Origin of the sequence: Pseudomonas sp. A0308 (genome assembly GCF_044218815.1) — a bacterium.
Classification (GTDB): Bacteria; Pseudomonadota; Gammaproteobacteria; order Pseudomonadales; family Pseudomonadaceae; genus Aquipseudomonas; species Aquipseudomonas iridis.
In genome coordinates, this window is record NZ_CP162581.1 from 3140969 (window position 1) to 3167667 (window position 26699).

The following is a 26699-nucleotide window of genomic DNA, read 5'->3' on the forward strand; positions in this document are numbered from 1 at the left end:
CAGCTCCTACAGGGCTTCAGTTCATTTAGCGGGTCAGTGGCTCACGATTATCGTCGTCTTCGGCGTGCAAAAAGATCACCCGAGGATGCTCCAGCGGTGCCAGTGGCGATGGCAACTGCGCTTGTGTCATTGGCCAGAAATGCGTCACCACATGACTGATGTCACCTTCCTGATCGTTGTGGATGGTCATCACCCCGGGCGTGCGCAGTTTCTGCAGACTGTCATCGCAGAGTTTGAAACTCTTGCTCAGCCCTGCATCGTCGATCACCGGTGACGGCAAACGACGCTGAGCGAAGCTTCTGCTTTTGCGCTGTTGATAACGCGCCCATGCAATCAGGATCACGGCGTTGACCACAGCGATCCACAGGTAAATCTGCAACGTGCCCAGCGCATCGAACGCCGAGCTGTCGATGCGTGGCGCACCGGCGTGGGTTTCTAGCAGCGGCCATAGCCCGCGCATCAGCAAAAGCAGCAGACCGACCCAGGCCACCACCGTGAGGATAACGTCGATCACGACCAGGATTGGCCGCTGGCGAGTCCGGATGATTTTCATTTGATGACTTCCTCTTCGTCGTCGCCGATCGGTTTGATGCCCCGATCAGGGCTGACCCAACGCGCACGTTTTTGATGCTGGCCGAACAGCACCTTGGGGAAACTGACCAGCGTGGTCAGCAGACTGATCAACCAGAACACCAACGGGTACCAGATCACCCAGAACATCGTGCGGCCCAGCCCCGGTTCATAGCGGCGGTCGATGACGATGCTGACCGCAAACTGCACCAGACACACAAACGCCAGCAGCAACCCGGTAAATGCCGGCGGCATCAGGTGGTCCACCGCGATGGCTTCTGGCATGACCACAAATTTGCCGACACCCCAGAAGATCACCGACAGCAGGAAGGTGAATGCCCAACCGGTCGACAGGCAGTATTCGAACAGCAGCGGCCACAGGTAACGGTGGCGGTATTGCCAGATGCCGCGGATGTTCTTGAACAGCACTTCGGCGCCGCCCTGTGCCCAGCGCAACCGCTGCTTCCACAGGCCGCCGAGGGTTTCCGGCATCAGAATCCAGCACAGGGCGCGGGGCTCGTAGAAGATGCTCCAGTGATCGAGTTGCAGTTTCCAGCTGATGTCGATGTCTTCGGTGATCATGTCCGGGCTCCAGTAGCCCACCCGGTTCAGCGCCGTGCGGCGGAACGCGACGATGACGCCGGACACGGTGAAGATCCGTCCGAACACGCGCTGAGTGCGTTTGATCAGTCCGATGATCGATGAGAACTCGCCGACCTGCACCCGCCCGACCAGCGTCGAACGCGTACGGATCCGTGGGTTGCCGGTCACGGCGCCAAGGCGTGCGTTGTCGAGCATCGGCGCCACCAGATAGGCCGCCGTGTTCGGCGCCAGCAGCGCATCGCCGTCGATGCACACCAGATACTCACTGCGCGCGGCAATCGCGCCCATACGCAGGGCCACAGCCTTGCCCTGGTTTTCCGCCAGGTGCAGGACCCGCAGACGTGGGTCTTCCTTGGCCAGCCGATCGAGCACTTCGGCGGTGTTGTCCTTGGAGCCGTCGTTGATCGCAATGACCTCGATGTTCGGGTAATGCTGGGCCAGCGCCGCATGGATGGTGTCGGCGGCGTTTTCGCCTTCGTTGTAGCAAGGGATCAGGATCGAGATCAGCGGCTCGCCTTCCAGTGACGGCGGCAGCGTGTCGTCCTTCCACGGCCAGTGCCGCTCCCAGTGCAGCCAGAAATACAGGCCACCGGCAATCCACAAGCCAGACATGAACAACGGGTAGAAAAACACGAAGTCCATCAGGAACTGCCCGGTGACCAGGAAGATCAGCCCCAGCGGTACGCCGAGGACGAGCGCCAGAACAAGCAGGGCTAACAGTCTATCCAGCATGTCATGGGTTCCATTTGTTGGAGAGTGCAGGCCTTACGGTTTTCAGGTCCGGCAGGTTGTCGAGGAAGTTGTCCGGGTAGTAGCCAAAACTGGTCGCGCCCTGACGCTTGAGGCGGCCCATCCAGTCCGCCAGATGCGCGCCATCGATGTCGGCCTGATCCTTTTTCGTCCAGTCGCGGGCCTGCAATTCGAATACCGTACGGTTCAGCGCGCCGGGGCGTTTGCTGACGGTTTGCACCAGCTTTTCCAGCCATGGGCCAGACTGTTCCTGCGTCTGTTTTTCCATCAGCGGCATGGCCATCGGCGCCGTCCAGTCGTAGGTCGCGAGGAAGTCATCGAGGTTCTGTGCGTACCATTCTTCACTGTGTGGATTGAGCATCGGCTCGGCGAAGATGTTGCGCGCGGTCTGCACTTGCGGCCCTCGGATGGCGCGGACTTTGGCGGTGAGTTCGTTGGTGAAATCGATCAGGTAACGACTCTTGAAGCGCGTCCAGCGCTGCATCGCCGCCGGGTCATCACGCAGTGCAGCGATCGAACCCGGCAAGCCGTTTGCGGCGTATACCTTCAATGCTTGCGGGCCGGCGTCTTCGAAGTCCGAGAACACGGCATCGTCGTGGTAAAGGATGCCGTCGACCGAAGTCAGGCGCGCCACGTCTTCGTAGATTTCACCGATGATCCGCCGTACTTCCGGATCGAACGGCGACAGGCGTTTGTACTGATCCGGAGCGACCGAGGTGGTACCGGTTTCCGGGTTCCAGCTCATCACACGCGGCAATTTCGAATCGAGAGCAAAACTCAGCACCGGCATCCAGGCGAAGACTTTCACGTGAGCACGGGTGCGCAGTTGCCAGGCCACACGGTCGAAAATATCCGCACGCACCGGCAAGTGGCGGTTAGGGAAGTACAGCGAGTGCACCAGACCGTCGCCCTGCGGATCGGCGAAGGCTTGCAGGAATACGGTGTTGGCGCCCATGTCGGCCATGCGCTGCACCAGTTTGCCGAGGTTGATGTCCTGCTGCACCGGGTCCGGGTCGTAGACGTTGTCCAGATCCACGTGCACCACGCGCATGGCGAAATCCGACTGCGCCGAGACAATGCTGTTGGCGAAATGCGTGCCGTCAGGATCGGAGGCGACGAGGAAGCGCGGGCTGCTCATCAGGTTGTCGAGGGCGTCGAGACCGTCGTCGAGGGTCAGGGCCATTTCATAGCCTTCCTCGCCCACCACGGTCAGCGAAGTGCCGTCCGCCGTGCCGTATGGCCAGACCCAGACCCGCGGTTTGTAACCGGTGGCCTTGCGGATTTTTTCCGAGATATTGCTGACGTCAGTGCGAATCCGCGCCCGGAAATCGGCCTCGGATTCATAGCGTTTGGTCAGCGGATCGTAGCGTCGGGTCGCGGCGGCAGGCTGCAGGTTGCCCTGCGGGTTGGCGAGGATGCCCTTGTGGTTGGCATCGGTGTGGGCGGCGATTTCCACCAGCCCGGATCTGGAGATCTCGCCTACCTGCTCCCAGGTCAGGAAGTCGGAGCGCGCTCGCGGCGTACCGGCAAAATCAACTGGCTGGTTGAGCGGTGTGTCGATCCAGGAGCCGACCGGCGCCAGCAACGCGTGCCAGTTATAGGCGCGCAACACTGGCAGCACGCGGGTGTAGAAGCTTGAATAACCATCGTCGAAACTGAGCAGGATCGCCTTCGGCGGCAACTCAGGTCCGCCCTTGCGTGCGGCCATGATCTGGTCGACCGTGACCGGTTTGTAGTTGTTCTCCCGCAGCCATGCGAGCTGTTCGATCATGCGCTCGGTGCGCACCGCCACCACGGCCTGGTCGGGATCAAGATCTTCGACATCGTGATAAGCAATGCCGAGCACGTGATTCTTCGGCCACGGTTTTTCACTGGCCGCCACCGGGCGCTCGGAAGGCGGCGTGAAGGCCGGGGCTTGCTGGGCGCAAGCGCTGACCAGCAGCGCTCCCAGCAGAAGGATGAAACGCGAAATAAAAGGCATCTTCAAACTCTTCTAGAAGCGGAAAGTGAGGTCGACGAGCAGACGCAGATCGGTCTCCCGATCGCCGTCATAGGGCCGGTTGATCACACTGAATAAACCGCCCACCTCGAACACGTCGTTCCAGGCATAACGCTGGCCGTAGCCGAGCAACGCCATGCCGCCGGTGCCGTGATTACGCTGGCTGTACGTACCCGCACCCGCCTGGAACTGCTGGCTCCAGGAGGTTTCATAACGGCGGTAGAGCACGTGATTGACGTTGATCAGCGGCATCACACTGAAGTCGGATTTGGGGTTGAAGTACGGCACGTCATCGGATTTGGAGTTGTGGCTGGTGCCGACTTCCAGGCCCGCATCGACTTGCACGTTCGGCGCGCTGTAGACGCCTTCGCGACCGGTGAGCAAGGCTTCGACGCGGTTGTTGCCATCACTGAAGTGCGACGGGCTCACCGACAGCCGCCACTCGCGGCTTTCGTTGGCGCGCCAGCGAATAAACCCGCTGCCACCGTTGGCCTTGATATCGCTGTTGAGCGCGCGCAACGGCGTTTGCGCCGACAGGTATTCGAGGCTGCCGCCGTACTGCCAGTTGTCATTGATGTCGCGGGCGATCGCCAGACGCGCACCCTGTTTGTCGCCGAAGCCATAATCGTGATTGGAGATTTCGGCTTCGAGGGTCATGTCGCGGGTCCGACGCTCCAGACCGACGCGCTGGAAGCGGTGATGGCCGGTGCCTTCGGCGAAGTCGCCAGTGGCATAACCGGCACCGGCGAACACGCGCCAGTCCTCGTCTATCGGCGGGCTGTACAACGTCGTCTGGATACCGAAATCGCGACTGCCACTGACCGCACCAGCATCACCGCTGCCACCGCCATTGGCCTTGCCGCCATAGGCTTCGACGCGCAGTTCGGACATGTCGTGGACTTCACGCTCACGGGCCAGACGCTGTACCTGACGGTTGTCCGGATAACGCGCCACCACATCGTCGGTCAGCGCATCCATCTGCCGCCATTCCTGCAACTGCATGGCGGTGCGGGCCTGAGCAACTTCCAGGCCCATGTCGCGCGGCACCATGCTTTCGGTGTCCTTGAGCTGGATTTCAGCGCGACGTGGCCAGTTGCGGGCCAGGTACAGGTCGGCTTGAGCCAGGCGCAAACCGAGGTTGCCCGGCGCCTGATCGACCAGCGTCTGCAAACGCTCTTCGCCATGGGGCAGGTCGGAGCCATAGATACCGGCCTGCGCCGCGAGTTGCTGGGCGTCCATCCATTCATCGTTCGGGTTGCCTATTGGCAAGCCCTTGAGTTCAACGCGTGGACGCTGGGACTTGGCCAGGTCTTCGGCGACTTTGCGCGCTTCGTCGGCGCGATCACTTTCCAGCAGTGAGTAGTACAGCGCCGTGGTGTCCTCCAGACGATCACCGACATCGGCGTCCGGCGCCGACAGCACCTGGCGATACAGATCAGAGGCTATCTCTGGCTCGCGCTGGTCCAGATAGGCTGCCGCCACCCAGCGCTGGGCGTAGGTGGGAATCTTCACGCCTTCGGCTTGCAGCCTCTGGTATTCGCTGATGATGTCGGCGGTCCGCGCCCGGGCCTTGAGCGCGCCCATGCGGTCGATGCGCCAGCGGGTCACGTCGTCTTTGGCGCTGGCGTCGGGCGTCCAGGTAGCGAGCAGTTTGTCGTAATCGGCCAAGGCACGATCGGCGATCACGTAGCGTTCTTTTTCGCTGCGGGTCGCGAGTTCAGCGAGGCGCACGCGTTCGGCAGCCAGATCACCCTCGAGGCGGCGCAGGGTGACCGGATCGATCACGCCCGGACGCTGGTAGGCCAGGCGCAGTGCCGGTTCCGGCAGACGCGCTTTTTGCAGCGCGACCACGTATTCGCGGGCGACTTCCGGTTTGTGTCCAGCGCGGATGAAAGCCTGATCGTATTCGAACAGCGCGTCATATTGCTTGCCGGCACGGCTAAGCGCGTAGCCCAGTGCCAAACGGCGAGAAGGATCATCAGGCTTGGCGGCGACCAGCGCTTTGGCGCGAGTTACGGCTTGATCGGGTTGGCCGGCGTCAGCCTGAGTCAGGGCCAGGCCCAGTTGCAGGTCGGCGTTGTCTGGCTCCAGGGCCAAGGCCTTGTTGTAGACCTGAGTCGCCTGATCCCAACGTTTAAGGTTGCGATAGGCGCGAGCAGTGGCCGTCAGCGCCTGAATCGGCAGCACGCGGCCGCGGCCCTGGGTTTCATAGACCTGCACCACTTCGGCGTCGAGCCCGGCCCAACTGGCAATTTGCAGGTGATCGCTGATCTGTCCGGTGGTCGCCTGGCCCGGCGGTACCTGACGCAGCACCGTCAGCGCAGGGGTGGTTTGCCCCGCACGGGCGTCGCGCACCATCTCGTCATAGGGCGTATCGGCAAACGCGAGTGCCGGCCAAAGTAATTGGCTGCACAACGCTACGCGGAACAAAGGTCGTAAACCACGATGCAATACGGGAACATCAATACGCGGCATTCGTCAGCATCCTTACATGGCTAGCCGGGTCGCAATGCCCTCCTTGCCCATTCGTAACGGAGCCAAGCCAACAACGGCTCGACCAAGCTTGATCAGGCAGTTTGCACGCAAGCGCAGAGCAAAATTCGGAACACAATAATTGTTCAGAATCGTGATGGCAGCTTGCTCCCGGAGCGCTGAAAACCCGAACACCAGACAGCAAAACGCCCGGCGCCTGTGCAAGACAGAGGCCGGGCGTTGCTATTAAGGACGCCGTATTACTGCACTTGCGTGACGCCCGCGAACTTGCTCATCAGGAAGGCGACGAACTGCTCGACGGTCATTTTCTGGCCGTTGAATTCCACCTGATTGGCGGCGTAATGCAGCTTGGTCACGACATTGGTGCCCTCCACTGTCGCCAACTGCGAACCAACGGCCATGCCGGAGAACATGTCGGCCGCACCGCTGGCCTGATCGACAATGGCTTTGGCGTCGGTCTGACCATCAAGCTGCGCCTGAACGCTGAGCAGATCGATCAGCATTGGCTTGGACACGACGATATTAAGATCGAGCAACGCGATCAGCTGTTTGGCCAGTTGATCCGGCGGCAGGTCCATCGATTGCGGCTTGGTCAGGTCGATCACCAGATTGGCGCGACTTTCACCATTGGCGGTTTTCAGCGAGAGATTTTCCAGCGCCACTTGCGGACCGGCCGCCAGCAGCTTTTGCAGATCGGCTTTGACCTGAGCCGATTCAGCTTCGGTCAGGTTCAGTTCCGGCGCCGGCAAGCCTGCTTCTGCAGCTTCGGCAGCGGCTTTTTCGTAAGGCTGCAATTTGGTCTGATAGATCTGCATCAACGACATTGTCGACGGGATGTCGAGGTTCTTCAGGCTGAATGCAAGGTTGGCGGAGCCGATTTTCTTGTCGTTGAGGGTGACTTCGTCAACCTTGTAATCGGCGCGACCGGACGCATTACTGCCGCTTTCTTCGGTGAGGTTCTTCATCTCGAAGCCCTTCACGCCGAGCACCGATTGCTTGGTGCCGAAAGTGGTTTTGCTGTTGGTCAGCTCCAGGGTGTTGGCGCCCGTGTAGTAGCCGAAGCTGCTCTTGGCGAGGTTGCTGGCCAGGGTCAGACCGTTGAGTTCGATCTGCACGGGCGCCTGGTCTTCAGCCACGGTGACCAGTTTCAGGCTGTCCATATAGCCGTCAGCCTTGACCTTTTGCGCTTGAGCGCTGGCGGAGATATTCATGGTCAGGCCGGAGAATTTCAGGCTCGATTGCGCATCCAGTGCGGTTTCCAGCGGCAGCAGGTCGATGGTGCTGGTGGTGGATTCGTCGTAGCCGATGTTGGTCACGCCTTTGAGCGGTGCTGCACCCTTGGTCGCAGCGAACCATTTTTCGGTGGCCGGGTTCTTTTCCAGCTCGTAGTTGCTGGTGGCCATGACCGGCAGCCACTTCAGCGACACCAGACGCGAGAATGGCAGCGGGCCGTGCTCGATGTGGTCGACAAACAGCAGCTCGACCGGCGCATCGCCAAACAACTCACCTTCACCTTTGAGGCGATAGTGCGCGGTGCTGGTGAACGTGTGGCGCTCCAGCGACACCAGTTCCAGCGACGCCGTGCCGTTGGAGCCGGCCATCGCGGTTTGCAGTTCTTTGTTGGCGTTGGTGACGGCGTTGTTCAGTACGCCTTCGATCTTGGTCCCGGTGTACCAGGCCCCGCCTGCGCTGATCGCGCCAATGGCAACAACAATTCCGAGTAGCACGCCTGCTGATTTATTCATGAATGACCTGATCGATTTCCGTGGCTGAAAGTGTGGTCGTCTTCCCTGAACCCGTGACCGGGTTACGGCTCGACTCCGCTTGAATTAGCGGTGCAGATTAGCACCGGGCGCGGAAGACGGCCCAATGTTTAAAGGTGAAAGAGTGTCTATGGGGAGTGTGGACAGTGGGCAGGCTGGAAGAGTTTCGCTGTTTTTGCAGACTCCATCGCTGGCAAGCCAGCTTGTATGCTGGTACTTGAAGGGAGGAGAAGGGACAAAGCCAGATTCTGACTGTTGACGCAGTACAGATCCGTGGGAGATTTCGCCCCTCCTCCTTTCACCCAAGCGCCGATAAAGAATGCATCTGGCTAGGACCGACGATAGGAACAAGCCTGCGCCCCTGGGTGAGCCCTTCAAGTGTTCAAAACCATATCTCGGGGGATGCTCTATGGCAATGCCGGTTTCTGTCGTAAAGCCTATCGTTGGCGTGGATGTCGCCAAGGATGAACTGGTCATCTACCAGGCTGAGCTGGATTTGCTCGAATCTATTCCCAATGACAAGGCAGCCATCAAAAAATGGCTGAAAGCCTTACCTGCACCGGTTGATCTGGCCATTGAATCGACCAACACCTATCACTTGGCATTCGCCGATATGGCCCATGAAGCCGGGTGCACGATTTACATGGTCGGCGGATACGAGCTGAGTCATTACCGTAAAGGGGTGAAAGTTCGCGCCAAAACCGACGCGCTGGACGCCAAACTGCTGGCTCGTTATCTGAAAAACGAATACGAAGAGCTTCATCCCTGGACCCCGCCATCACCTCTATATCGCCGACTCTTGAGCCTTTTCCGCCGTCGCGCGGCGCTAGTCCAAGCACGGGTTGGTCTGGTGCAAAGCTGGGCAAATGAACCGCTGCTCAAAAGCGCATTTGCCGAGCAAGTGGCCTCAATGCAGAGGCTTGAAACGCTGGTCGAGAAGATGATCAGCGACCAGTTGAAAGAGGCTGGGCTGCTCGCAGATCTGAAGCGTTGCACGAAAGTTGAAGGTATTGGCTTTTTGACCGGGGCCCGTTTGATCGCGACGTTTCAGCGGGGCGACTTCAGAAACGCGGACGCATTTATTGCGTTTTTGGGGATGGATTTGCGAGTGTCGCAGTCAGGACAAAAAGGTGGTCGCAGAAGCCTGACCAAACGAGGTGACCCGGAGGCCCGACGGCTGCTGCATAACGCCGCCATGTCGGCCAGTCGCACTTCAGCGTGGAAAGCGTTCTATGAAGAGCAAAGAGCCCGTGGGTTCAGTACCACACAAGCGCTGGTAATCCTGGCCCGAAAGCTCGCCCGAGTGGTGTTCGCACTGTTAAAGGGACAGAGCGAATACCAGCCAAAAGCAGGTTGAGGGCTTCCCCTCAACCATAGAATCTCCCACAGAGCCTTGGGTGATCACAAAACTTGTGAACACCACAAAAACCTGTGGGAGCTGGCTTGCCAGCGATGAGGCCAGGTGATTCACAGAAGATCAGGAATACTGAACCTCAATCTCATCCAACTGATGATCAAAGCTCTTCAGCCGTGCAGTCCAGGTATAAACCAGCACTTCAAAGTCCCGATCGATTACCGCGCCACTCGGGCCATCGGCGCGCGGGTCGCAGTAATCCAGTTGATAGCGCTCACGGGCCATGGCCGTGGCGACATCGGACAGTTCACGGGCATTGTTCAGCCAATGCCAGCCCTCGTCGTCGAATTGCTTGTCGAGTTCCAGGCATTGCTTCTTCAGCGCTTCGAGGCTTTTTTCCAGCGGCGTGCCGGTGAGTTCGCCCATGACCTCGGCGAAGGTACGCCCGGGTTGCCAATAGCTGCCCCAGAAATACCGGTCGAACACGGTTTCGACCCGGCGCAGGGCGACTTTGGTGTCCCAGATCAGCACCAGGGTCTTGCCTCGTTCGAGCTGTCGTTTCTTGACTCGCTGAACCTGCAGGGACGCCCAGGCCACCACGACGATTGCCATCACCGCGATCAACGCCACGGCGCTGTCGAGGAAAATCATCGCCTTGTCGATCTGGTGGGCCAGCATGATGCCGTAGAAATAGGTGGCCGAGAGCAGCACCAGCGCTGCCAACGAGCACCAGAAGCCGAGAGCGTAAGGGTTTTTCATTATTGGTTTCCCCTAGACCAGCGCTAGCAATGTGCGCTGAAGGGACGCTTTTGCACGGGGCGCCCTTTCAACACTTCAAGCATAGCTACGGCGTCAGGGTTTGCTCGGGCTCGAGGCTTGCGTTCGTCCGCTTTCCCAACCGCCGCCGAGGGCGAGGAACAAATCGATCTGGCTCATGGCGACTTGAGTGTTGGCAGCGGCCAGTTGCGCGGTGACATCCGTGTAGGTGCGGGTCGCTTGCAGGTCGGCGAGGAACGACTCGCGGCCGGCCTGAAAGAAGCGGTGCGTCTGGTCTGCAGCCAGTTTCGCCGATTGCTCGGCATCGGCCAGTGCATCACGACGCTGCAACAAGGCAGTGTACTGAGCCAGCCCCGTCTGGGTTTCGCGAATGGCGTTGAGCACCACGCCGTCGAAATGCGCCAACGCGCCTTGCGTAGACGCTTCGGCCTCGCGAATGCGTGCGCGGGCACCGTTGGTCGGCACCTTCCAGCTCAGCGACGGGCCGAAGCCCCAACGGTTGGTCGATGGGTCGCCCAGGTCGTCGATAAGGCCGACGGTGCCGATCGTCGCGCCGATGCTGATGTCCGGGTACAACTCGCCGGTGGCAACACCGATCCCGGCGGTCGAAGCGGCCAGCCGCCGTTCGGCCTGACGAATATCAGGGCGGCGCTTGAGCAACGCGGCGCCATCACCGACCGGCACCAATTGCGCGATTTTTGGTAGCTCGGCGCAGGTCGCTGTGCCCGTCGGCAATTGATCGACGGGTTTGGCGAGCAGCATCGACAGACGAAACAGTCCAGCCTGACGCGCCGCTTCGTAACGCGGCAGGTCAGCGCGCAGAGATTTGAATTGGGTTTGCGAGCGGGTGACCTGGGTTTCGTCGCCACGTCCAGCATCGCGCAAGCGCTGAGTCAACGTGGTGCTTTGCGCTTGCAGATCGAGAGAGTGCTCTGCGATTTCCCGCTCCTCATTCGCCGCACACACCTGGGTATAGGCGCGAACCACGTCAGCCACCAACGTGATCCGCGCAGTATCAGCTGCTGCCTGGGTGGCATCGGCGTTGGCCTTCGCACCTTCGATGCCGCGTTGCAAGGTGCCCCACAGATCGAATTGATAAGAAGCGCTGATGCCGATATCGCCGACGTTATCGACCGGGACTTTTTCCGGAAGCAGGAATGCCTGACCGGATTCCTGCAAACGCTGCGCGCCCATTTTTACGCCAGCGCTCCAGCCACCCGCCGCTTCGGCCTCATCGACCTGCGCGCGGGCCCGCGACAGGTTCGCCGCCGCCACGCGCAGATCCGTGTTGGAAGCCATGGCCTGCTGCACCAGTTGATCCAGACGTGGGTCCTTATAAAGGCGCCACCAGTCAGCCGGCACCGGCGCCGAGACCACCGGTTTACCGGCCACCGCCAGCTCGCCCTGAAAATCCTTGCGCTGGACGGCCGCTTCATCGGGCACCTGATAATCCGGCCCGACCATCTGACAGGCCGAGAGCATCACGCCCAACCCGGCGATCATCAGGGCCTTGTTCATTGCTCGGGCTCCTGTTTCCTGTCGTCAATAATCGACACCGTGGCGGTCCGCCCGGCGATCATGCGGAAGTCTGCCGGCACCTCATCGAAGGCGATGCGCACCGGAATCCGCTGCGCCAGCCGCACCCAACTGAACGCCGGGTTGACGTTTGGCAGCAGGTTGCTGCCGCTGCTGCGGTCGCGGTCTTCGATGCCGGCGACGATGCTTTCGACATGCCCGCGCAGCCGCGCACGGTCGCCAATCACACGGATATCCACCGACTGGCCGACATGAATGCCGTCGAGTTTGGTCTCTTCGAAATAGCCGTCGATGTGGAAGGAGTTGCTGTCGACCAGCGACAACACCGGACGCCCGGCGGTGACGAATTCCTGAGGCCGCGGCGCACGGTCGTTGACGTAGCCATCCACCGGGCTGCGGATTACCGAGCGATCAAGGTTGAGCTGCGCGCTGTCCACCGTCACCAGCGCTTCGGCCAGCGCCGATTGCGCACGGGCGACACGCGACTGGCTCGCTTCCAGTTGCTCGGCCGGCACCAGATTACCCAATCCACGGTTTCGCTTGGCTTCACGCTGCGCTTGCGCCAGGGTTTCTTCGCGATCCGCGACCGCAGCCTTGGCCTGACGCAGCGCCAGTTTGAAACGATCCTGGTCGATGCTGAACAGCACCTGGCCACGCTTGATCAACTGGTTGTCCTTCACCTCGACCTGCTGGATCAGCCCGGAAACGTCCGGGGCGATCTGGATGATGTCGGCGCGAATGTGGCCGTCGCGGGTCCACGGCGCGAACATGTAATACATCACCATGCGCCAGACGAGGACAACGGCAAAAGTCACGATCAGCAGGGTCAGTACCACGCGACCGATGGTCAAAAACGGTTTTTTCATGTCATCAGGTATCGACTGAGTGAGTCCACGCCGTACAAAAGCACGGCGTAGAGCGCCACGTTGAACAATGCCCGGTGCCAGACCAGACGGTAAAAGTGCACGCGCGTGAGCACGGCATGCACCAGCAAAAACAGCACATAAGTGATGCCCATCAACACCAGCAGGGTCGGCAGGAAAATGCCGCTGATGTCCAGATCACCGATCATAGGGGCGCTCCATCGGGCAGCGGTTCTTCGGGCTCGGCGCTGGAAACGAATTCAACGCCGGGCAGCAATGCCAGACGCAAACCACTCAGGGCGTGCAACAGGTGTAGCCGGGTTTCTTCGTCGCCGTGGCCATTGAGCGCACGGCGGGTGCGGTCCAGGGTCATCAGCAAAGGGCTCGGCGCCGGCAATCGTTCGCCAGCCTTGAGGCAAGCGCGGAAATACCCGCCGACTTCGCTAACCACCTGCTGCAATAGTGCCTTCGGTAAGCCGGTCATACGTGGTGTGTAGGCGAGCAGGTCGAGCAGATTCAGGCCCACGCGCACTTCTCGCATGGCAATGCCGGTGTCCTGGCCAGTCAGCGCCAGACGCGGCAGGTGCTGCATCAGCCGATCAAGCAACTGCACGCCCAGCTTGCGGTGTTCAGCGAGACTGGCCGGCTCGGTCATGTCGACAATGTCTTTCCAACTGAAGCGGGTCAGCCGTTTGGCTGCCAACTCGGCACCGAACGGACGCGCCACCAGCGTCCAGATGAACGCGAACAGCAGGCCGATCGGCCCCGCCAGATTGGAGTTCACGAAGGCAAAAAAATCGGCATCGTAAGCACCCTGAATACTGATGAACGACGAGGTGTTAACCAGCGTCAGCAGCATGCCGAGGTAGAAACGCGGCTGTACCGTCAGGGTGCCAACGCAAATAAACGGGACGGCAAACGCCAATACCAGCATCGGAAAATCATGCAGGTTGGGCAGAATCAAAAACAGATACAGGCTGGCAAACAGCACCGACATGCCGGTCCAGAAAAAGAACCGGTAAATCTGCGGCGCCGGGTCGTCCATCGAGGCGAAGAAGCTGCACGCGACTGCCGCCAGAATCACCGCACTGCCGCCATCCGGCCAGCCGAGCAGAATCCACAGCACCGAGGCGACAATGATCGCCAGAATGGTCGACGCCACCGAATAGAGCATCAGCCCACGGTCGATAAACGGCGTCAGGCGGCCGAGGCGCCAGTGGCGATAAACCGCGCGCCAGCTGTCTTGGCGCTCGCAGAGAATTGCGTCTTGCAGACTGCGGCAGTCTTGCCACAAATCGATGAATTCGCCGAGGCGATAAATCGCGTTGGAAAACAGTAGCTGCTTGCGTTCCTCAAGTGCTTCGGCGCTTGGCTGCAGAGCTTCGAGCTGATCCTTGAGTGCCTGCCAGCGGTCGAGATCGGCGTCGTTGTGGTCGAGCCATTCACGCGTCGCGGCCAACAACGGCGCGAATTTTTCCACCAGCTCCGGCGTGCGTCGTTCGAGGGCATAGAGCGAGTCTTCGAGGGCATCAATCACTGGCAACAGGTGGATCATTCGCCCGCGTAGTTCCTTGGTGTTGCGCACGGTTTGCGGTCGCGCGCCTTCGTGGGGCAACTGGCCGATCATCAATTCAAGGCTATTGAAACTGGCAACCATCGCCATGCGCAGGGCCGTGACTTCTTCGGGCTGCACGTCGCGGCTGAGAAACTTCAGGCTGTAGGTCGACGCGTCGGCGAACCATTTGCCCACGGCATCGTTGAACACCGGCGCAAGGCGACGTGGCCAGAACATCGCACCAACGACAGCGGCGACGGCAATGCCGAGGAAAATCTCTTCGGTACGCGCTTCCGCCACATCCCACACCGCCAACGGGTTATCCACCACCGGCAAGGCAATCAACGGCAGCGTGTAACCGGCCAGCATCAATGCGTAACTGTTGGCGGTGCGTAAATGCAGCGACAGGAACAGCAAAATTCCCGTCCACAAGGCGATGACGACCACCAGTACAAAAGGGCTCTGGACGAACATCGGCACAAAAAACACCGCCGCCGCCGCACCGAGAAAAGTACCGATGGCGCGGTACAAAGCCTTGGAACTGGTCGGCCCGAGAAATGGGCTGGAAACGATGTACACCGTGGCCATCGCCCAATAGGGACGCGGCATTTGCATGAGCATGGCGATGTACAGCGCGAGCATCGACGCGGCAAACGTGCGAATCCCGTAGAACCAGTCCCGGGCCGGCGGAATGCCTGAAAAAAAACCGTTCAAGAATTAACCACCACGGGCGGATGGGCCGCCTCAAAAGCTCTGAGTACCCGAAGCGTAGCCTCCAGATCACTCTGGTCGATGCCTTCGAGTACTTCGTGACGCAGACGCACCAATTCGACTTCCACCGCTTGCACCAACTCACGACCGGTGTCGGTCAGGCTCAGGCACTTGGCGCGGCGATCCTGTGTGTCTTCGGTGCGGCAGACATAGCCGGCGTAGCACAACTGATCGAGCAGTCGCACCAGCGACGGACTCTCCATCCCGGCCGCCTGCGCCACTTGCACCTGGCGCACACCCTCGCCCAGCCGCCCGATCATCAATAACGGGACGGCGCAGGCTTCGGAGATCCCATAGTTGACCAGCGTGGTCTGGCAGATCTTCCGCCAATGCCTGGCGGCCACCACCATGGCACTGCTGATGTTCATCTGGAGAGCGTCGAGGGAATTGGGCACGGGAAAATAGACACTGTTAGTTTGCTAACTATCAATATCGCATTGGAGGGGAAATTCAGTCAAGTTTTGAAACAATTGAATGCGCATCGCAGATGATGACGTGGAAACGATCCTCATCATCAAACGGACCGTCAGCATGGATGCAAAGAGCGCCCCTCATCCCTGCCGCCCCTTACGCAACAACACATTCAACTGATCCACCACTTCTGCCCAATCCGCATCATCGAGAATCTCGTCCCGCAAAAAATCCGCCTGGCTTTTGCTCCAGAAAAACGCGTCCGCCAGATGCAGCTCTGGTTTGAGGGGGGAATGGGTGGCGATGAATTGGTCGATGCTGACCGGGTCGTTGTCCAGGCCCAGTTGTTTGAATAGCGACGGGAGGCTGTGGTTTGGGTTTTCCATTGATGAATTCCTTGGATGACGCGGTGAGTGGAAGAATTTTCGCGAGCAGGCTCGCTCCCACAGGTTGAACTCGATCTCGGTGGGAGCGAGCCGGCTCGCGAAAGCGTCAGCGAGACCGGCACAAAACCTAACGACTCAACTCCCGCACCTGCGCATGGACTAACCCGCGCAGTCTCCAGGCTGCTGGACGAGTGGCGGTGGGCGACGATGTCATATTCGCAATACGCCCGGGCCAGGCTGCTTTGCACCTTTTTTTGGCCATTCGCATGATGCACCTCGGAGTTGCGCTGGAGGGTTGTTGGCGTGTCTTTGAGTCTAGTTCGACAGGCTGCAGGCGAGGGGAAATCCGCTCACCGGACACATCCGCACATTGATCAATATTCAGGCAGCGCGAGGCTCAACTAGACTGAAAGAACCACCCCACGATTCTCGCGGAGGGTTACGTGAACAGCCGATGTTGTGCGTTTGTCTGGTTACTCCTGCTGAGTGGGTCGGCCTTCGCCGCTGACACCTCATTGCCGCCGATGAGCCCTGTCGGCTTATGGCTGATCACCTTGGGTATCGTTTTTTTGATTGCCGAAGCCGTGCTGCCCAATTACGGCGTGATTGGCCTGGGCGGGATCATCATGTTCGTCATCGGCGCGCTGATTCTGAGTAATGCCGACTTGCCGGTGCCCATGATGATCGGCCTCGGTCTGCTTAGCGCCCTGCTCTTGCTTGCGCTGATCATCCGCGCCTTGAAAACCCGGCCGCGAAACGCGGTCAGCGGCGACGCCGGCCTGGTCGGCAGCGTGACGGCGGTGACTACAGTGCACGCGCAAAACCCGCATAACGGCTGGGTGCAACTGCAAGGCGAACATTGGCAGGTGCTCAGCACCACACCACTGCATACAGGGCAGTCGGTACGCGTGGTCGGGCGAAACGGCTTATTGCTGCAAGTCAGCGCGACTGACGCGGCTCAACACGGAGAGTGATCATGGGTCTGCAAATCGGTTTTGTTGCGCTGCTGGTGTTGGTGATCGTCCTGGCCGGATCGACGTTTCGCATCCTGCGTGAATACGAGCGCGGGGTGGTATTCCAGCTCGGGCGTTTCTGGCAGGTCAAAGGCCCAGGGCTGATCCTGCTGATTCCGGTGGTGCAGCAAATGGTTCGGGTCGACCTGCGCACCGTGGTTCTCGATGTGCCCCCGCAGGATGTGATTACCCGCGACAACGTTTCGGTGAAGGTCAATGCGGTGCTGTATTTCCGCGTGCTCGATCCGCAGAAGGCCATCATCCAGGTCGAAGATTTCCTCTCCGCCACCAGCCAACTGGCGCAGACCACGCTGCGCGCCGTGCTCGGTAAACATGAACTGGATCAACTGCTGGCCGAGCGCGAGCAGTTGAACATCGACATCCAGCAAGTGCTCGACGCGCAAACCGATACCTGGGGCATCAAGGTCGCCAATGTCGAGATCAAACACGTCGACCTGAATGAGTCGATGGTGCGCGCCATCGCCAAACAAGCCGAGGCCGAACGTGAACGGCGGGCCAAGGTAATCCACGCCGAAGGCGAACTGCAGGCCTCGGAAAAGCTCATGCAGGCCGCCGAAATGCTCGGCCGTCAGCCCGGTGCGATGCAACTGCGCTACATGCAGACCTTGACCTCGATTGCTGGCGACAAGAGTTCGACGATTGTCTTTCCGCTACCGATTGAGTTGCTCAAGGGCATGGCGGACTTGTCGGGAAAATCCTGACGTCATCCCTCTATTGTGCGCCACGGGTTTTTTGTCGACGGCTAAAGCCTTTTCTACGGATTACTGGTAACAACTTCTGCGGGATACACCGACTCCCATCCTCCACCCAACGCCCGATACAAACCGACCATCGCCAGCGAAACCCCGGCCGAACTCTCCACCCATTGCTCCTGCGTTGCGAGCAACGCACCTTGCACAGTAAGCACATTGACGAAGTCGGCCACGCCTTCGACGTATTGCTGTTGCGCGGTGCGCAGGGCGATCTGGTTCTGGCGTACGGCCTCGGCGAGACTGTCGCGGCGGCGTTGGCTGGCGTTGTAGGCGGTCAGTTGATCGTCGATTTCGTGCCAGGCACGCAGCACGGTCTGCTGATAGCCGATCGCTGCTTCCTGTTGCTGAGCTTCGCGTAACTGCAATACGCCGCGCAGGCGACCGCCATCGAACAGCGGCAGGCTGAACTGCGGGCCGATGCCAAATGCACGCGAGCCCCAAGAGCCGAAATCACTGAGCTGCATAGCTTGCGAACCGAGGTTGCCGGACAGGGTGATGCGCGGATAGAAATCACCCTTGGCCACACCGATGTTGGCGGTGGCGGCATGCAGTCGCGCTTCGGCTTGACGGATGTCCGGCCGGCGCTCAGCCAGTTGCGACGGCAGGCCGATAGCAACTTCGAGAGGCGACTGTGGCACCGCGGCGTCTGTGGATAATTCTTTATTCAGAGCCTGCGGTGGCTCGCCTATCAACAGGCTGATCGCGTTGATCAGTTGCGACTGGCGCTGTTCGAGTGCAGGCAAGCGAGACTCGATGGCGGCGACTTGCGCAGCGGCTTCGGCGACGTCCAGATCGGTCGCCACGCCATCATTGAGGCGCAGCTGCGAGAGCTTGAGGCTGTGGCGGGCGACGTCGAGATTCTGCTCGGTGACGGCACGAGTGTTCTGCACGCCGCGCAGCTGGATGTAGTTCTGCGCAGTGTCGGCGAGCACCGCCAATAGCACGCCGCGACGGTCGTTTTCGGCGACTTCGAGGTTGGCGTCGGCGGCTTCGGTTTCCCGGCGCACGCGGCCCCAGAAATCCAGTTCCCACGAGGCGGAGAAACCGGCGTCCCACAGGTTGAAGGCGGAATCGCCGTTGTGCCCGGACGGGTCATTCAGGCCTTCGCCGCTGTTGCGTTTGCGGCCGTAACTGCCGGTGGCGGCGGTATTCGGGTAGCGCTCGGCAGTGATGACCTGACGTGCGGCACGGCTCTGTTGCAGGCGACTGCTGGCCAGTTTCAGGTCGAGGTTGCTGCGCACGGCGCGCTGGGTCAGGGCCGACAGTTGCGAGTCGTTGAAGACTTCCCACCAGCGCTCGTCAAGGGGCTCGCTGACCGCTTGGCTGGGCGCGGATTTGGCTGGTTTTGCCCAGTTGGCGATTTGCGTGGCTTCGGGTTTGTGGAAGTCGGGGCCGACGGTGCAGGCGGTGAGGCCAGCAGCGATTACGACTGTGGATATCAATCGCTGCAAATTGCCTCTTCGCGAGCAGGCTCGCTCCCACAGGTGGAACGCATTGCACATTGTGGGAGCGAGCCTGCTCGCGAAGGCGTCGGTTCGGTCAACTCGATTCATCGCTGAGTCACCTCACGCACCGGAATCGCCGCCGTACGCGTATCAATACTCGCCTCCACCGACATACCCACCCGCAGGCGCTCGGCCAATGGCTGGCCCGGCTCGAGCATGATTTTTACCGGAATCCGCTGCACAACCTTGGTGAAGTTACCCGTGGCGTTGTCCGGTTTCACCGCCGCAAACGTCACGCCGGTGGCCGGAGCAATGCTTTCGACGCGACCGGTCAACGCTTCGCCACCCAGACTATCAACGCGCACCTGTACTTCCTGCCCAGGTTGCACATCGGTCAGTTGTGTCTCCTGAAAATTGGCGACCACATAAGCCTGCTTCAACGGCACCACTGCCAGCAGTTTGCTGCCCGGCGTCACATAAGCGCCGACACGCACGGCACGCTCGCCGACCATGCCATCCTGCGGCGCGGTGATGCGCGTGTAGGACAGTTCGAAACTGGCGATTTCCAGTGCCGCTTGTGCGTGTTTCAAACTGCCTTCGGCGGCATCTCGCTGGGCGGCGAAGATGTCGACCTGCTTGCGCTCCGCCGCCAGTTTCGCGCTGGCCGTGTCAAGGCGCGCACTGGCTTGATCGATGCGGGTGCGGGCCTGTTGCGCGTTCTGCACGGTACCGGCGCCGACACCGGCGAGGTGGTTGTAGCGATTCAATTCCTGCTGGGCGAAGGCCATTTCAGCCTTGGCCGACACCACTGAAGCTTGCGCCTGAGCGATCACCGAAGTCTGACGCTCCAGCGTCGCCTTGGCGTTCTGCAACTGCGCCCGGGCGACCAGGGTTTGCGCATCCGCCGCCTCGGCAGAAGCGCGCAAATCGCGATCATCGATCAACGCCAGCAACTGCCCCGCCGTCACTTGCTGGTTGTCTTCCACCAGCACTTCCTTGATGAACCCGGCCACGCGCGGCACCACCAGGGTGTAGTCGGCGGAAACGAACGCGTCGTTAGTGTTCTGCTGAGTGCGTTTGCCGAACAGGCCGGGCATCGCCAGATACACCAGCACGCCAACAGCCAACGCGGCCGCCAGGGCCACCGCGAGTTTTTGCTTTGCTTGAGTCGTCATGGAAACCTTCATTTTCAGTACAGCAATCAGGTCGGCGCGCGCGGTGGAAAGATCCGCGTCGGCAGCCAGAAAATCAGCAGGATCAGCGTCACTGCGACGCCCGCCATGCACACATAGAGATCGGAAGACGTCAGCACCACCGCTTGTTCGTGGAGGCGATGGGCGAGGCCCGGGTCGCTGCGGTCGGCCAAAGGCGAATTGCCGAGGCTGTCGACCAGCATGGTCGAGTGAAAATGCAGACGCGATGTGGTCAGCGCTTCGATCACTCCTGTGGCGACTACCGCCGCCAGGCCCTTCACGGTGTTGAACCACGCTGAAGCGAACGGCCCGTCCATGGGCTGGATGCTGCCGGTCGATAGCATCAGCAGCGGCAGTACCGACATCGGCTGGCCAAAAATCTGCAGCCATTGCAGGACATAGAAATTGTCGCGAATCCACTCCGAAGTCAGCAGCGACCCACCCAGACAGGACAGCGTCAGCATGCTCAAACCAATGCCCAGCACCCAACGGCAGTCGACCCAGCGCAGGTTGCACAGGGCCGCCACCAGCGGCAGCGCGATCAACTGCGGTAGCGCCGCGATCAGCATGATCGGCGCGGTCTGCACCGGCCGATAACCCTGCACTTGCGCCAGATAGCTCGACGGAATCAACACCACTGCTTGCAGCACGATCAACACGCCAGCCAGGGTCATCAGCGCGAACGCCAGGTTACGGATACCGAGCATCTGCAACTTGAAAAACGGAATCGGCTGCGACCACTCGTTGATCAGAAACGCCACCAGCAGCAGCGATCCCGAGATCAGCAAGGCGCTGATCAGGTTCGACTCGAACCAGTCCAGCCGATTGCCCTGCAACAGACCGATCACCAACATGCAGATCGCCGGAAAGCCCAGCAGCAGGCCCTTCCAGTTAAACGCCTTGAGACGTTCAAGGCGCAGTGGATCCTGCGGGATGCCGTAAGCCACCATCACCATGGCAATCAGGCACGGCACGATGATTTGCCAGAACGTCCATTGCCAGCCGACGTACTCGGTCCATAAACCGGCCAGCGGTGTACCCAGGCCCGGGCCAAAAGTGGCGGTCAGCGCATAACCGGCCAGGCCGTAGAGTTTGAAATTGGCCGGCAGGAAGCGCAGCGCAACAGTCATCAGCATCGGCGGCAACGCGCCGCCGGCCAGACCTTGCAGGGTGCGCATCAGCAGCAGGCTCTCGTAATTCGGGGCGAACGGACAGAGCAACCCGAGCAAGGTGAACAGGCTGATCGCGCAGAGGGTGAAGCGACGCAACGAAAAGGTCACCGAGCACCACGGCGCGAAGGCCATGGCCGCGACCGAGGTGGCGGTATAACTGGCAACCAGCCAGGTACCTTCGTCGTAACCGATATTCAACGCGCCGCGAATGTCGGCCAGGGCGACCTTGGTCACCATCTCGTTGAGGCCCGACACCAGCACCGCCAGCAGCACGCCGACCAGCCCGATGATGATCCGCGCCCCGAACACCGGGGGCGTGACCGCCGTCGCCGGGCTGGCCGCAGCAAGAGGCGCCGGGACCGTCAGGGATGTCATGAGTGCAAACTCCGGAGGGAAAAATACCGGAGCATCTTAGTCGTGCTTAGTGCTGACGAAAATTGACTTGTTGGCAGGTTATAAGTGCGCCTGACGCAACTATGCAAGATCAAAAGATCGCAGCCTTCGGCAGCTCCTACAGGGAATGCATTTCAATGTAGGAGCTGCCGGAGGCTGCGATCTTTTGCTCTTCAAGGTTGGGCAGCGAGCCAGGTTTCGTCGCAGCAACTTTTGAGGGTTTCACGCAGCCAACGGTGTGCCGGATCCTTGTCAAAACGCGGGTGCCAGGCCTGAGTCAGCATCAGTGTCGGCAGCGGGATCGGCAGGTCGAATGAGCGCAGTTTCAATCCCAATCGCCGCACACTCAGCAGCGCTTCCTTGGGCACCGGCAGGATCAGGTCAGAGTCCGGCAAAGCGAACATCGCCGCATGGAAACTCGGCGCGATCACCGCCACTCGCCGCTCCAGGCCCATTGCATTCAGCGCCGTATCGATAGGGCCGCGGGCAATGCCCCGGCGCGACATGCTGATATGGGAGAACCCGGCGTAGCGCTCGGCGGTGATCTCGCCATCAAGCAAGGGATGATCCTCGCGCACCAGACCGACAAAATGGGTGGAGAACAGGTTCTGCACCTTCACCTCTGGCGTCACCGGCCGAGTGTTGCTGACGCTCAGGTCGATGCGCCCCTCGCGCAGCGCTTCATCGTCGCCATCGCCTTCCGGGACGAAGCGCAGTTCGCAGTGCGGCGCGACTTGGTCGAGGGTGTCGAAGAGCTTGCCGCCGTAAACGCCGACAAAGAAGTCGTTGGCGCGGATGCTGAAGCGCCGGCGCAAGGTGCTCAGTTCCACTTCGTCAGCCGAACGGAACAATAGAGCGGCCTGCTCGACTACATCGCGCACCTGCTCGCGCAATTCCAACGCTTTCGGGGTTGGCACCAGCCCCCGACCGGCGCGCACCAGAATCGGGTCGCCGATGGCTTCACGGATCCGCGTCAAGGTCCGGCTCATCGCCGCCGGACTGAGGTTCATCCGCCGCGCCGCGCCAACCACGCTGCCCTCATCGAGCAAGGCGTCGAGGGCGACCAGAAGGTTCATGTCCGGGAGTTGCATGCTGAGCACTCTTGGCTGATCTGGATTGATCTGTGCGCAATGCTAGCAAACATCCCTAAGTTAGTTGGCGCCTGTCTGGACTGAATGGTGAGTGACGATTTGTGTCACTTATTGGCGAAATGAGGCGATTTCACTGAAGCCATCGCTGGCAAGCCAGCTCCCACAGGTCCCGATGTTGAACACATAATCGTGTTCCAACCGAGAACCCTGTGGGAGCTGGCTTGCCAGCGATGAGGCCATTAAGGCCAATGGAGATCTAGCGCTCGTGCAACGCCTCGGCCCGCGCGCGAATGATCGGCTTGAGCAGATAACTCAACACCGACTTCTTGCCGGTGATGATATCCACCGACGCCACCATGCCCGGGATGATCAACAGCGGCTTCTCATCGGTGCCCAGGTGGCTGCGCTCGGTGCGCACCTTGATGATGTAGTAAGTGGTTTTCTTGTCTTCGTCGGTGATCGTGTCGGCGCCGATCTGCTCCAGCTGAGCCTTCAGCCCGCCGTAAATGGTGTAGTCGTAGGCGGTGAATTTCACGATCGCCTCCTGTCCCGGGTGCAGGAATGCGATGTCCTGCGGACGGATCTTGGCTTCGACCAGCAAAGTGTCGTCCAGCGGTACGATTTCCACCATGTCGCTGCCCGGCTGAATCACGCCACCGATGGTGTTGACCAGCAATTTATTGACGATGCCGCGCACCGGCGATGTCACCAGCGTACGGCTGACGCGGTCTTCCAGTGCCTTGCCGGTGGCCTGCGCCTTGTTCAGATCAGTGCGCGCTTCGTTCAACTGAGTGAGCGCTTCGCTGCGGAATTTGCCGCGCGTCTCATCAACCTTGCGCTGCACTTCCTTGATCGCCGACTCGGCGCGTGGAATCGCCAACGTGGTGGCGTCTAGCTGACCACGGGTTTCCACTTCGGCACGCTTGAGGCGCAGCACTTCAACCGGGGACACCGCGCCCTGCGCCACCAGCGGCTCGGACATGTTGATTTCCTGACGCTGCAAATTCAGCTGCTGGCGATACTGCGCCTGCTTGGAGCTGAACTCGCGCAGCTCTTGTTGACGCTGGATCAACTGCTCCTGCAAGCCACCTATCTCGTCGTGCAGTTGCTGACGACGGCTGATATACAACGATTCTTCACTTTTCGCCTGACCGGGAACGGCTTTGACCACGTCCTCCGGGAAATTCAGCGGGCGGTCATCGACCTCGGCGCTCAGGCGCTCGACGCGCAGTAGCATCGACTGCCGATCAGCCTCGGTTTCGCCGACGTTAGAGGCAAATCGCGTGTCATCAAGGCGAATAAGCGGCGCACCGGCTTCGACGATCTGGCCTTCCTTGACGAACAGTTCGGAAACGATCCCGCCCTCGAGGTTCTGGATTTTCTGGATCTTCGACGATGGAATCGCCTTGCCGTCGCCCTTGGTCACTTCGTCGATCACGGCAAAGTTGGCCCAGAGCATGAGGAACACGAAAAAGCCGATGATCGCCCAGATGGTCAGGCGCACGACGCGCGGGGCGTCCTCTATCAGCGCCTTGTTGACCTCGGGCAGCGGCTGGCCCTGCAGCGATGCAGTGCCTTTGAAGTAGCGACGGATCGAATCCTTGAAACCCGACTTAAGCAACACTGATCTGCCCCTTCTTCAACGCTTCCATCACCGCAGCTTTCGGGCCGTCGGCGAGAATCTGCCCGCGATCGATCACCAACAGACGATCCACCAGCGACAACAGGGAAGCCCGGTGCGTGACGAGCACCACGGTCTTGTTTTCAATCACCGCTGCGAGGCGTTGCTTGAGGCGTTCTTCGCCGGTGTTGTCCATCGCGCTGGTCGGCTCGTCCATCAGCAGGATCGGCGGATTGAGCAACAGCGCCCGGGCCAGCGCGACGTTCTGGCGCTGACCGCCGGACAGGTTTTGCCCGCGCTCGCCCACTTGCAGTTCGTAGCCTTGCGGGTGCAGGCGGGCGAACTCGTGGACACCGGCCAGTTCGGCGGCTTGCAGCACGAGCTCGTCTTCGACATAACGCGCGCCGGAAATCAGGTTGTCACGCAGGGTGCCGGCCAGTAGCTGGATGTCCTGCGGCACGTAGCCGATGTTGTAACGCAACTCGCTGACGTCGATCTGGCGGATATCAACGCCGTCCACCAGCAACGCGCCGTCGTCCGGTTGATAGAGGCCAACCAGCAGTTTGGCGAGCGAACTCTTACCCGAGCCGCTGCGGCCGATGATGCCGATTTTCTCGCCGGGACGGATCACCAGGTTGATGTTCTTCAACGCCGGGTTCTGTTGTTCGGGGTAGGTGAAGTTGAGCTGACGGCACTCGATGGCGCCTTGCAGGACCTTGCGGCTCAGCGGGCGCTCTTCGAAATTGCGTTCCTGCGGCAGCTCCATCATCTGGTCCACCGATGTCATCGTCACCCGCGCCTGCTGGTAGCGGGTCAGCAAACCCGACAGCGAAGCCAGCGGGCTGAGTGCGCGACCACTGAGCATGTAGCAGGCGATCAGACCACCCATGCTCAGGTTGCCGGCGATGATCTGGTACACGCCGAAGACGATCATGATCACCCCGGCCAGTTGCTGAATCAGCAGGGTGATGTTCATCGCCAGACCGGACAGCATTTTCACCCGCAGTTCGAGGCGGCTGAGGGTGCCGATGGTCTGTTCCCACTGGTATTGGCGTTCGCTTTCAGCGTTGTTGACCTTGACCGCGTCGAGGCCGGCGAGGGTTTCGATCAGGCTCGACTGACGCTCTGCACCTAGGGCCATGGTGCGTTCCATGGTTGCCACCAGCGGCTTTTGCAGCGCGTAACCAATCAGCAGGGCTATCGGGAATGCCAGCACCGGAATCCACACCAGATGCCCGCCGAGAATGGCGATGACGATGAAGATCAGGATGGTGAACGGCAGGTCGATCAGGCTGGTCAGGGTCAGCGAGGCGAGGAAATCACGCAGGCTCTGAAACTCATGGATGTTCTGCGCGAAGCTGCCGACCCGCGCCGGGCGATACTTCATCGACATGCCAACGATGCGCTCGAACAACGTAGCGGAGATGATCAGGTCGGTTTTCTTCCCGGCCAGATCCAGACACAGGCTGCGCAGGCTCTTGAGGATCAGGTCGAACATGTACGCGCCGATGATGCCCAGCGCGAGCACCCACAGGGTGGCTTCGGCCTGATTCGGCACGACGCGGTCATAGACGTTCATCACGAACAGCGGCGCGGCCATGGCGATGATGTTGATCAGGAAACTGGCGGCGATGGCGTCGGCGTACAGCCAGCGCGAACGCTTGAGGGTGTCGCGGAACCACGAGCGTGCGCGCGGGATCAGCGTGCCGTGGTTAACGTCGAATTTGTGCTGCGGTTGAGCGAAGAAGACCTTGCCGGTGTAGTCGTCGGCCAGCAGTTCGCGACTGACCACGGATTCGCCGCCGTCGCTTTCGCTGAGCAGCACCCGCGCTTCGTTGTCACCTTGCCAGCCGAGCAGGACGGCACTGCGGCCATCCTTGAGCAGCAGCAACGCGGGCATGGCAATCGCTGGAATCTCTTCCAGCTTGCGCTGCAAAACCCGCCCTTGCAGACCGGCGCGAGCCGCCGCGCGGGGCAGCAACTCGACACTCAGACGTTGTTTGGGCAGCGGCAGGCCGGTCGTCAGCATCGCCGCGCTGGCGGGCTTCTGGTGCAGCATGCAAAGGGCGAGCAGACCGTCCAGCAACGGATCGTCGTGCAACGCGCGTGGATCATGACTGAGATGAACTCGACTGACTTCTGATTCCACGCTCGACACTCTTTAACA

21 protein-coding genes are annotated in these 26699 nt (G+C 60.5%); 3 read left to right on the forward strand and 18 right to left on the reverse strand.

Annotation, left to right across the window (positions count from 1 at the left end):
- Positions 1-25 precede the first annotated feature (25 nt).
- From pgaD to AB4P92_RS14540, 5 genes are all read right to left on the reverse strand, one after another.
- The gene (gene pgaD, locus AB4P92_RS14520) at positions 26-553 is read right to left on the reverse strand and encodes a poly-beta-1,6-N-acetyl-D-glucosamine biosynthesis protein PgaD (RefSeq protein ID WP_042557050.1); all 528 of its coding nucleotides are present in this window, start codon (positions 551-553) and stop codon (positions 26-28) included.
- On the reverse strand, positions 550-1905 hold the full coding sequence (gene pgaC, locus AB4P92_RS14525) for a poly-beta-1,6-N-acetyl-D-glucosamine synthase (protein WP_200616428.1): 1356 nt from the start codon (positions 1903-1905) through the stop codon (positions 550-552). Before pgaC ends, pgaD begins: the two co-directional genes overlap by 4 nt.
- Position 1906: 1 nt before the next feature.
- Positions 1907-3904 (reverse strand): poly-beta-1,6-N-acetyl-D-glucosamine N-deacetylase PgaB, encoded by a 1998-nt coding sequence (gene pgaB, locus AB4P92_RS14530; RefSeq protein ID WP_395599631.1) that lies wholly within the window; start codon positions 3902-3904, stop codon positions 1907-1909.
- Between the two features lie 12 nt (positions 3905-3916).
- Entirely contained in the window at positions 3917-6397 is a 2481-nt protein-coding gene (pgaA, locus tag AB4P92_RS14535) for a poly-beta-1,6 N-acetyl-D-glucosamine export porin PgaA (protein WP_395599632.1), read from the reverse strand.
- A 257-nt stretch (positions 6398-6654) separates the two neighbouring features.
- The gene (locus AB4P92_RS14540) at positions 6655-8160 is read right to left on the reverse strand and encodes a YdgA family protein (protein WP_115146086.1); all 1506 of its coding nucleotides are present in this window, start codon (positions 8158-8160) and stop codon (positions 6655-6657) included.
- Between the two features lie 427 nt (positions 8161-8587).
- Between AB4P92_RS14540 and AB4P92_RS14545 the strand changes: the two genes are divergently transcribed.
- Positions 8588-9535, forward strand: coding sequence for an IS110 family transposase (locus AB4P92_RS14545; protein WP_395599669.1), 948 nt, complete (start codon positions 8588-8590; stop codon positions 9533-9535).
- Between the two features lie 120 nt (positions 9536-9655).
- On the opposite strand, the gene AB4P92_RS14550 is transcribed toward AB4P92_RS14545, so the two are convergent.
- The 7 genes from AB4P92_RS14550 to AB4P92_RS14580 all read right to left on the reverse strand — a co-directional run bounded on the left by AB4P92_RS14550 (position 9656) and on the right by AB4P92_RS14580 (position 15831).
- Complete coding sequence (locus AB4P92_RS14550; protein WP_042557045.1) at positions 9656-10291, reverse strand: hypothetical protein; 636 nt, start codon at positions 10289-10291, stop codon at positions 9656-9658.
- Positions 10292-10384: 93 nt separating this feature from the next.
- Positions 10385-11827 carry an efflux transporter outer membrane subunit gene (locus AB4P92_RS14555; RefSeq protein ID WP_042557044.1) on the reverse strand — a complete coding sequence of 481 codons (1443 nt, stop codon included), beginning with the start codon at positions 11825-11827 and terminating at the stop codon, positions 10385-10387.
- A complete protein-coding gene (locus tag AB4P92_RS14560; protein ID WP_047299245.1) occupies positions 11824-12711 on the reverse strand; it encodes an HlyD family secretion protein in 888 nt (295 codons plus the stop codon). Before AB4P92_RS14560 ends, AB4P92_RS14555 begins: the two co-directional genes overlap by 4 nt.
- On the reverse strand, positions 12708-12917 hold the full coding sequence (locus AB4P92_RS14565; RefSeq protein WP_007917703.1) for a DUF1656 domain-containing protein: 210 nt from the start codon (positions 12915-12917) through the stop codon (positions 12708-12710). The genes AB4P92_RS14560 and AB4P92_RS14565 overlap by 4 nt, the downstream gene beginning before the upstream one ends.
- A complete protein-coding gene (locus AB4P92_RS14570; RefSeq protein WP_395599633.1) occupies positions 12914-14977 on the reverse strand; it encodes an FUSC family protein in 2064 nt (687 codons plus the stop codon). The genes AB4P92_RS14565 and AB4P92_RS14570 overlap by 4 nt, the downstream gene beginning before the upstream one ends.
- The gene (locus AB4P92_RS14575; RefSeq protein ID WP_210623944.1) at positions 14974-15402 is read right to left on the reverse strand and encodes a MarR family winged helix-turn-helix transcriptional regulator; all 429 of its coding nucleotides are present in this window, start codon (positions 15400-15402) and stop codon (positions 14974-14976) included. Before AB4P92_RS14575 ends, AB4P92_RS14570 begins: the two co-directional genes overlap by 4 nt.
- 183 nt (positions 15403-15585) lie before the next feature.
- Positions 15586-15831 (reverse strand): DUF2789 domain-containing protein, encoded by a 246-nt coding sequence (locus tag AB4P92_RS14580; RefSeq protein ID WP_395599634.1) that lies wholly within the window; start codon positions 15829-15831, stop codon positions 15586-15588.
- Positions 15832-16274: 443 nt separating this feature from the next.
- On the opposite strand from AB4P92_RS14580, the gene AB4P92_RS14585 reads away from it, so the two are divergent.
- Together AB4P92_RS14585 and AB4P92_RS14590 are read left to right on the forward strand one after the other, a co-directional pair.
- Positions 16275-16805 (forward strand): NfeD family protein, encoded by a 531-nt coding sequence (locus AB4P92_RS14585; RefSeq protein ID WP_395599635.1) that lies wholly within the window; start codon positions 16275-16277, stop codon positions 16803-16805.
- Positions 16806-16807: 2 nt separating this feature from the next.
- Positions 16808-17566, forward strand: coding sequence for a slipin family protein (locus AB4P92_RS14590; protein WP_395599636.1), 759 nt, complete (start codon positions 16808-16810; stop codon positions 17564-17566).
- Between the two features lie 53 nt (positions 17567-17619).
- Here AB4P92_RS14590 and AB4P92_RS14595 read toward each other — a convergent pair whose 3' ends face one another.
- From AB4P92_RS14595 to AB4P92_RS14620, 6 genes are all read right to left on the reverse strand, one after another.
- On the reverse strand, positions 17620-19170 hold the full coding sequence (locus AB4P92_RS14595; RefSeq protein ID WP_261737209.1) for an efflux transporter outer membrane subunit: 1551 nt from the start codon (positions 19168-19170) through the stop codon (positions 17620-17622).
- Positions 19167-20237 (reverse strand): HlyD family secretion protein, encoded by a 1071-nt coding sequence (locus tag AB4P92_RS14600; RefSeq protein WP_395599637.1) that lies wholly within the window; start codon positions 20235-20237, stop codon positions 19167-19169. The genes AB4P92_RS14595 and AB4P92_RS14600 overlap by 4 nt, the downstream gene beginning before the upstream one ends.
- A gap of 26 nt (positions 20238-20263) precedes the next feature.
- Positions 20264-21802, reverse strand: coding sequence for an MFS transporter (locus AB4P92_RS14605; RefSeq protein WP_210623939.1), 1539 nt, complete (start codon positions 21800-21802; stop codon positions 20264-20266).
- Positions 21803-21993: 191 nt separating this feature from the next.
- The gene (locus tag AB4P92_RS14610) at positions 21994-22911 is read right to left on the reverse strand and encodes a LysR family transcriptional regulator (protein ID WP_200616452.1); all 918 of its coding nucleotides are present in this window, start codon (positions 22909-22911) and stop codon (positions 21994-21996) included.
- Positions 22912-23167: 256 nt separating this feature from the next.
- Entirely contained in the window at positions 23168-24535 is a 1368-nt protein-coding gene (locus AB4P92_RS14615) for an HlyD family type I secretion periplasmic adaptor subunit (protein WP_042557032.1), read from the reverse strand.
- Positions 24525-26681: a type I secretion system permease/ATPase gene (locus AB4P92_RS14620; RefSeq protein ID WP_395599638.1), complete on the reverse strand. Its 2157-nt coding sequence runs from the start codon at positions 26679-26681 to the stop codon at positions 24525-24527. The genes AB4P92_RS14615 and AB4P92_RS14620 overlap by 11 nt, the downstream gene beginning before the upstream one ends.
- Positions 26682-26699 lie beyond the last annotated feature (18 nt).

Bases quoted from the DNA above. Each gene is read 5' to 3' on its own strand.
- AB4P92_RS14555 (WP_042557044.1), bottom strand. From the start codon at position 11,827: ATGAACAAGGCCCTGATGATCGCCGGGTTGGGCGTGATGCTCTCGGCC.
- AB4P92_RS14595 (WP_261737209.1), bottom strand. From the start codon at position 19,170: ATGAATCGAGTTGACCGAACCGACGCCTTCGCGAGCAGGCTCGCTCCC.
- AB4P92_RS14580 (WP_395599634.1), bottom strand. From the start codon at position 15,831: ATGGAAAACCCAAACCACAGCCTCCCGTCGCTATTCAAACAACTGGGC.
- AB4P92_RS14565 (WP_007917703.1), bottom strand. From the start codon at position 12,917: ATGATCGGTGATCTGGACATCAGCGGCATTTTCCTGCCGACCCTGCTG.
- pgaA (WP_395599632.1), bottom strand. From the start codon at position 6,397: ATGCCGCGTATTGATGTTCCCGTATTGCATCGTGGTTTACGACCTTTG.
- AB4P92_RS14590 (WP_395599636.1), top strand. From the start codon at position 16,808: ATGGGTCTGCAAATCGGTTTTGTTGCGCTGCTGGTGTTGGTGATCGTC.
- AB4P92_RS14545 (WP_395599669.1), top strand. From the start codon at position 8,588: ATGGCAATGCCGGTTTCTGTCGTAAAGCCTATCGTTGGCGTGGATGTC.
- AB4P92_RS14605 (WP_210623939.1), bottom strand. From the start codon at position 21,802: ATGACATCCCTGACGGTCCCGGCGCCTCTTGCTGCGGCCAGCCCGGCG.
- AB4P92_RS14560 (WP_047299245.1), bottom strand. From the start codon at position 12,711: ATGAAAAAACCGTTTTTGACCATCGGTCGCGTGGTACTGACCCTGCTG.
- AB4P92_RS14540 (WP_115146086.1), bottom strand. From the start codon at position 8,160: ATGAATAAATCAGCAGGCGTGCTACTCGGAATTGTTGTTGCCATTGGC.
- AB4P92_RS14610 (WP_200616452.1), bottom strand. From the start codon at position 22,911: ATGCAACTCCCGGACATGAACCTTCTGGTCGCCCTCGACGCCTTGCTC.
- AB4P92_RS14550 (WP_042557045.1), bottom strand. From the start codon at position 10,291: ATGAAAAACCCTTACGCTCTCGGCTTCTGGTGCTCGTTGGCAGCGCTG.
- pgaC (WP_200616428.1), bottom strand. From the start codon at position 1,905: ATGCTGGATAGACTGTTAGCCCTGCTTGTTCTGGCGCTCGTCCTCGGC.
- pgaD (WP_042557050.1), bottom strand. From the start codon at position 553: ATGAAAATCATCCGGACTCGCCAGCGGCCAATCCTGGTCGTGATCGAC.
- AB4P92_RS14600 (WP_395599637.1), bottom strand. From the start codon at position 20,237: ATGACGACTCAAGCAAAGCAAAAACTCGCGGTGGCCCTGGCGGCCGCG.
- AB4P92_RS14575 (WP_210623944.1), bottom strand. From the start codon at position 15,402: ATGAACATCAGCAGTGCCATGGTGGTGGCCGCCAGGCATTGGCGGAAG.
- pgaB (WP_395599631.1), bottom strand. From the start codon at position 3,904: ATGCCTTTTATTTCGCGTTTCATCCTTCTGCTGGGAGCGCTGCTGGTC.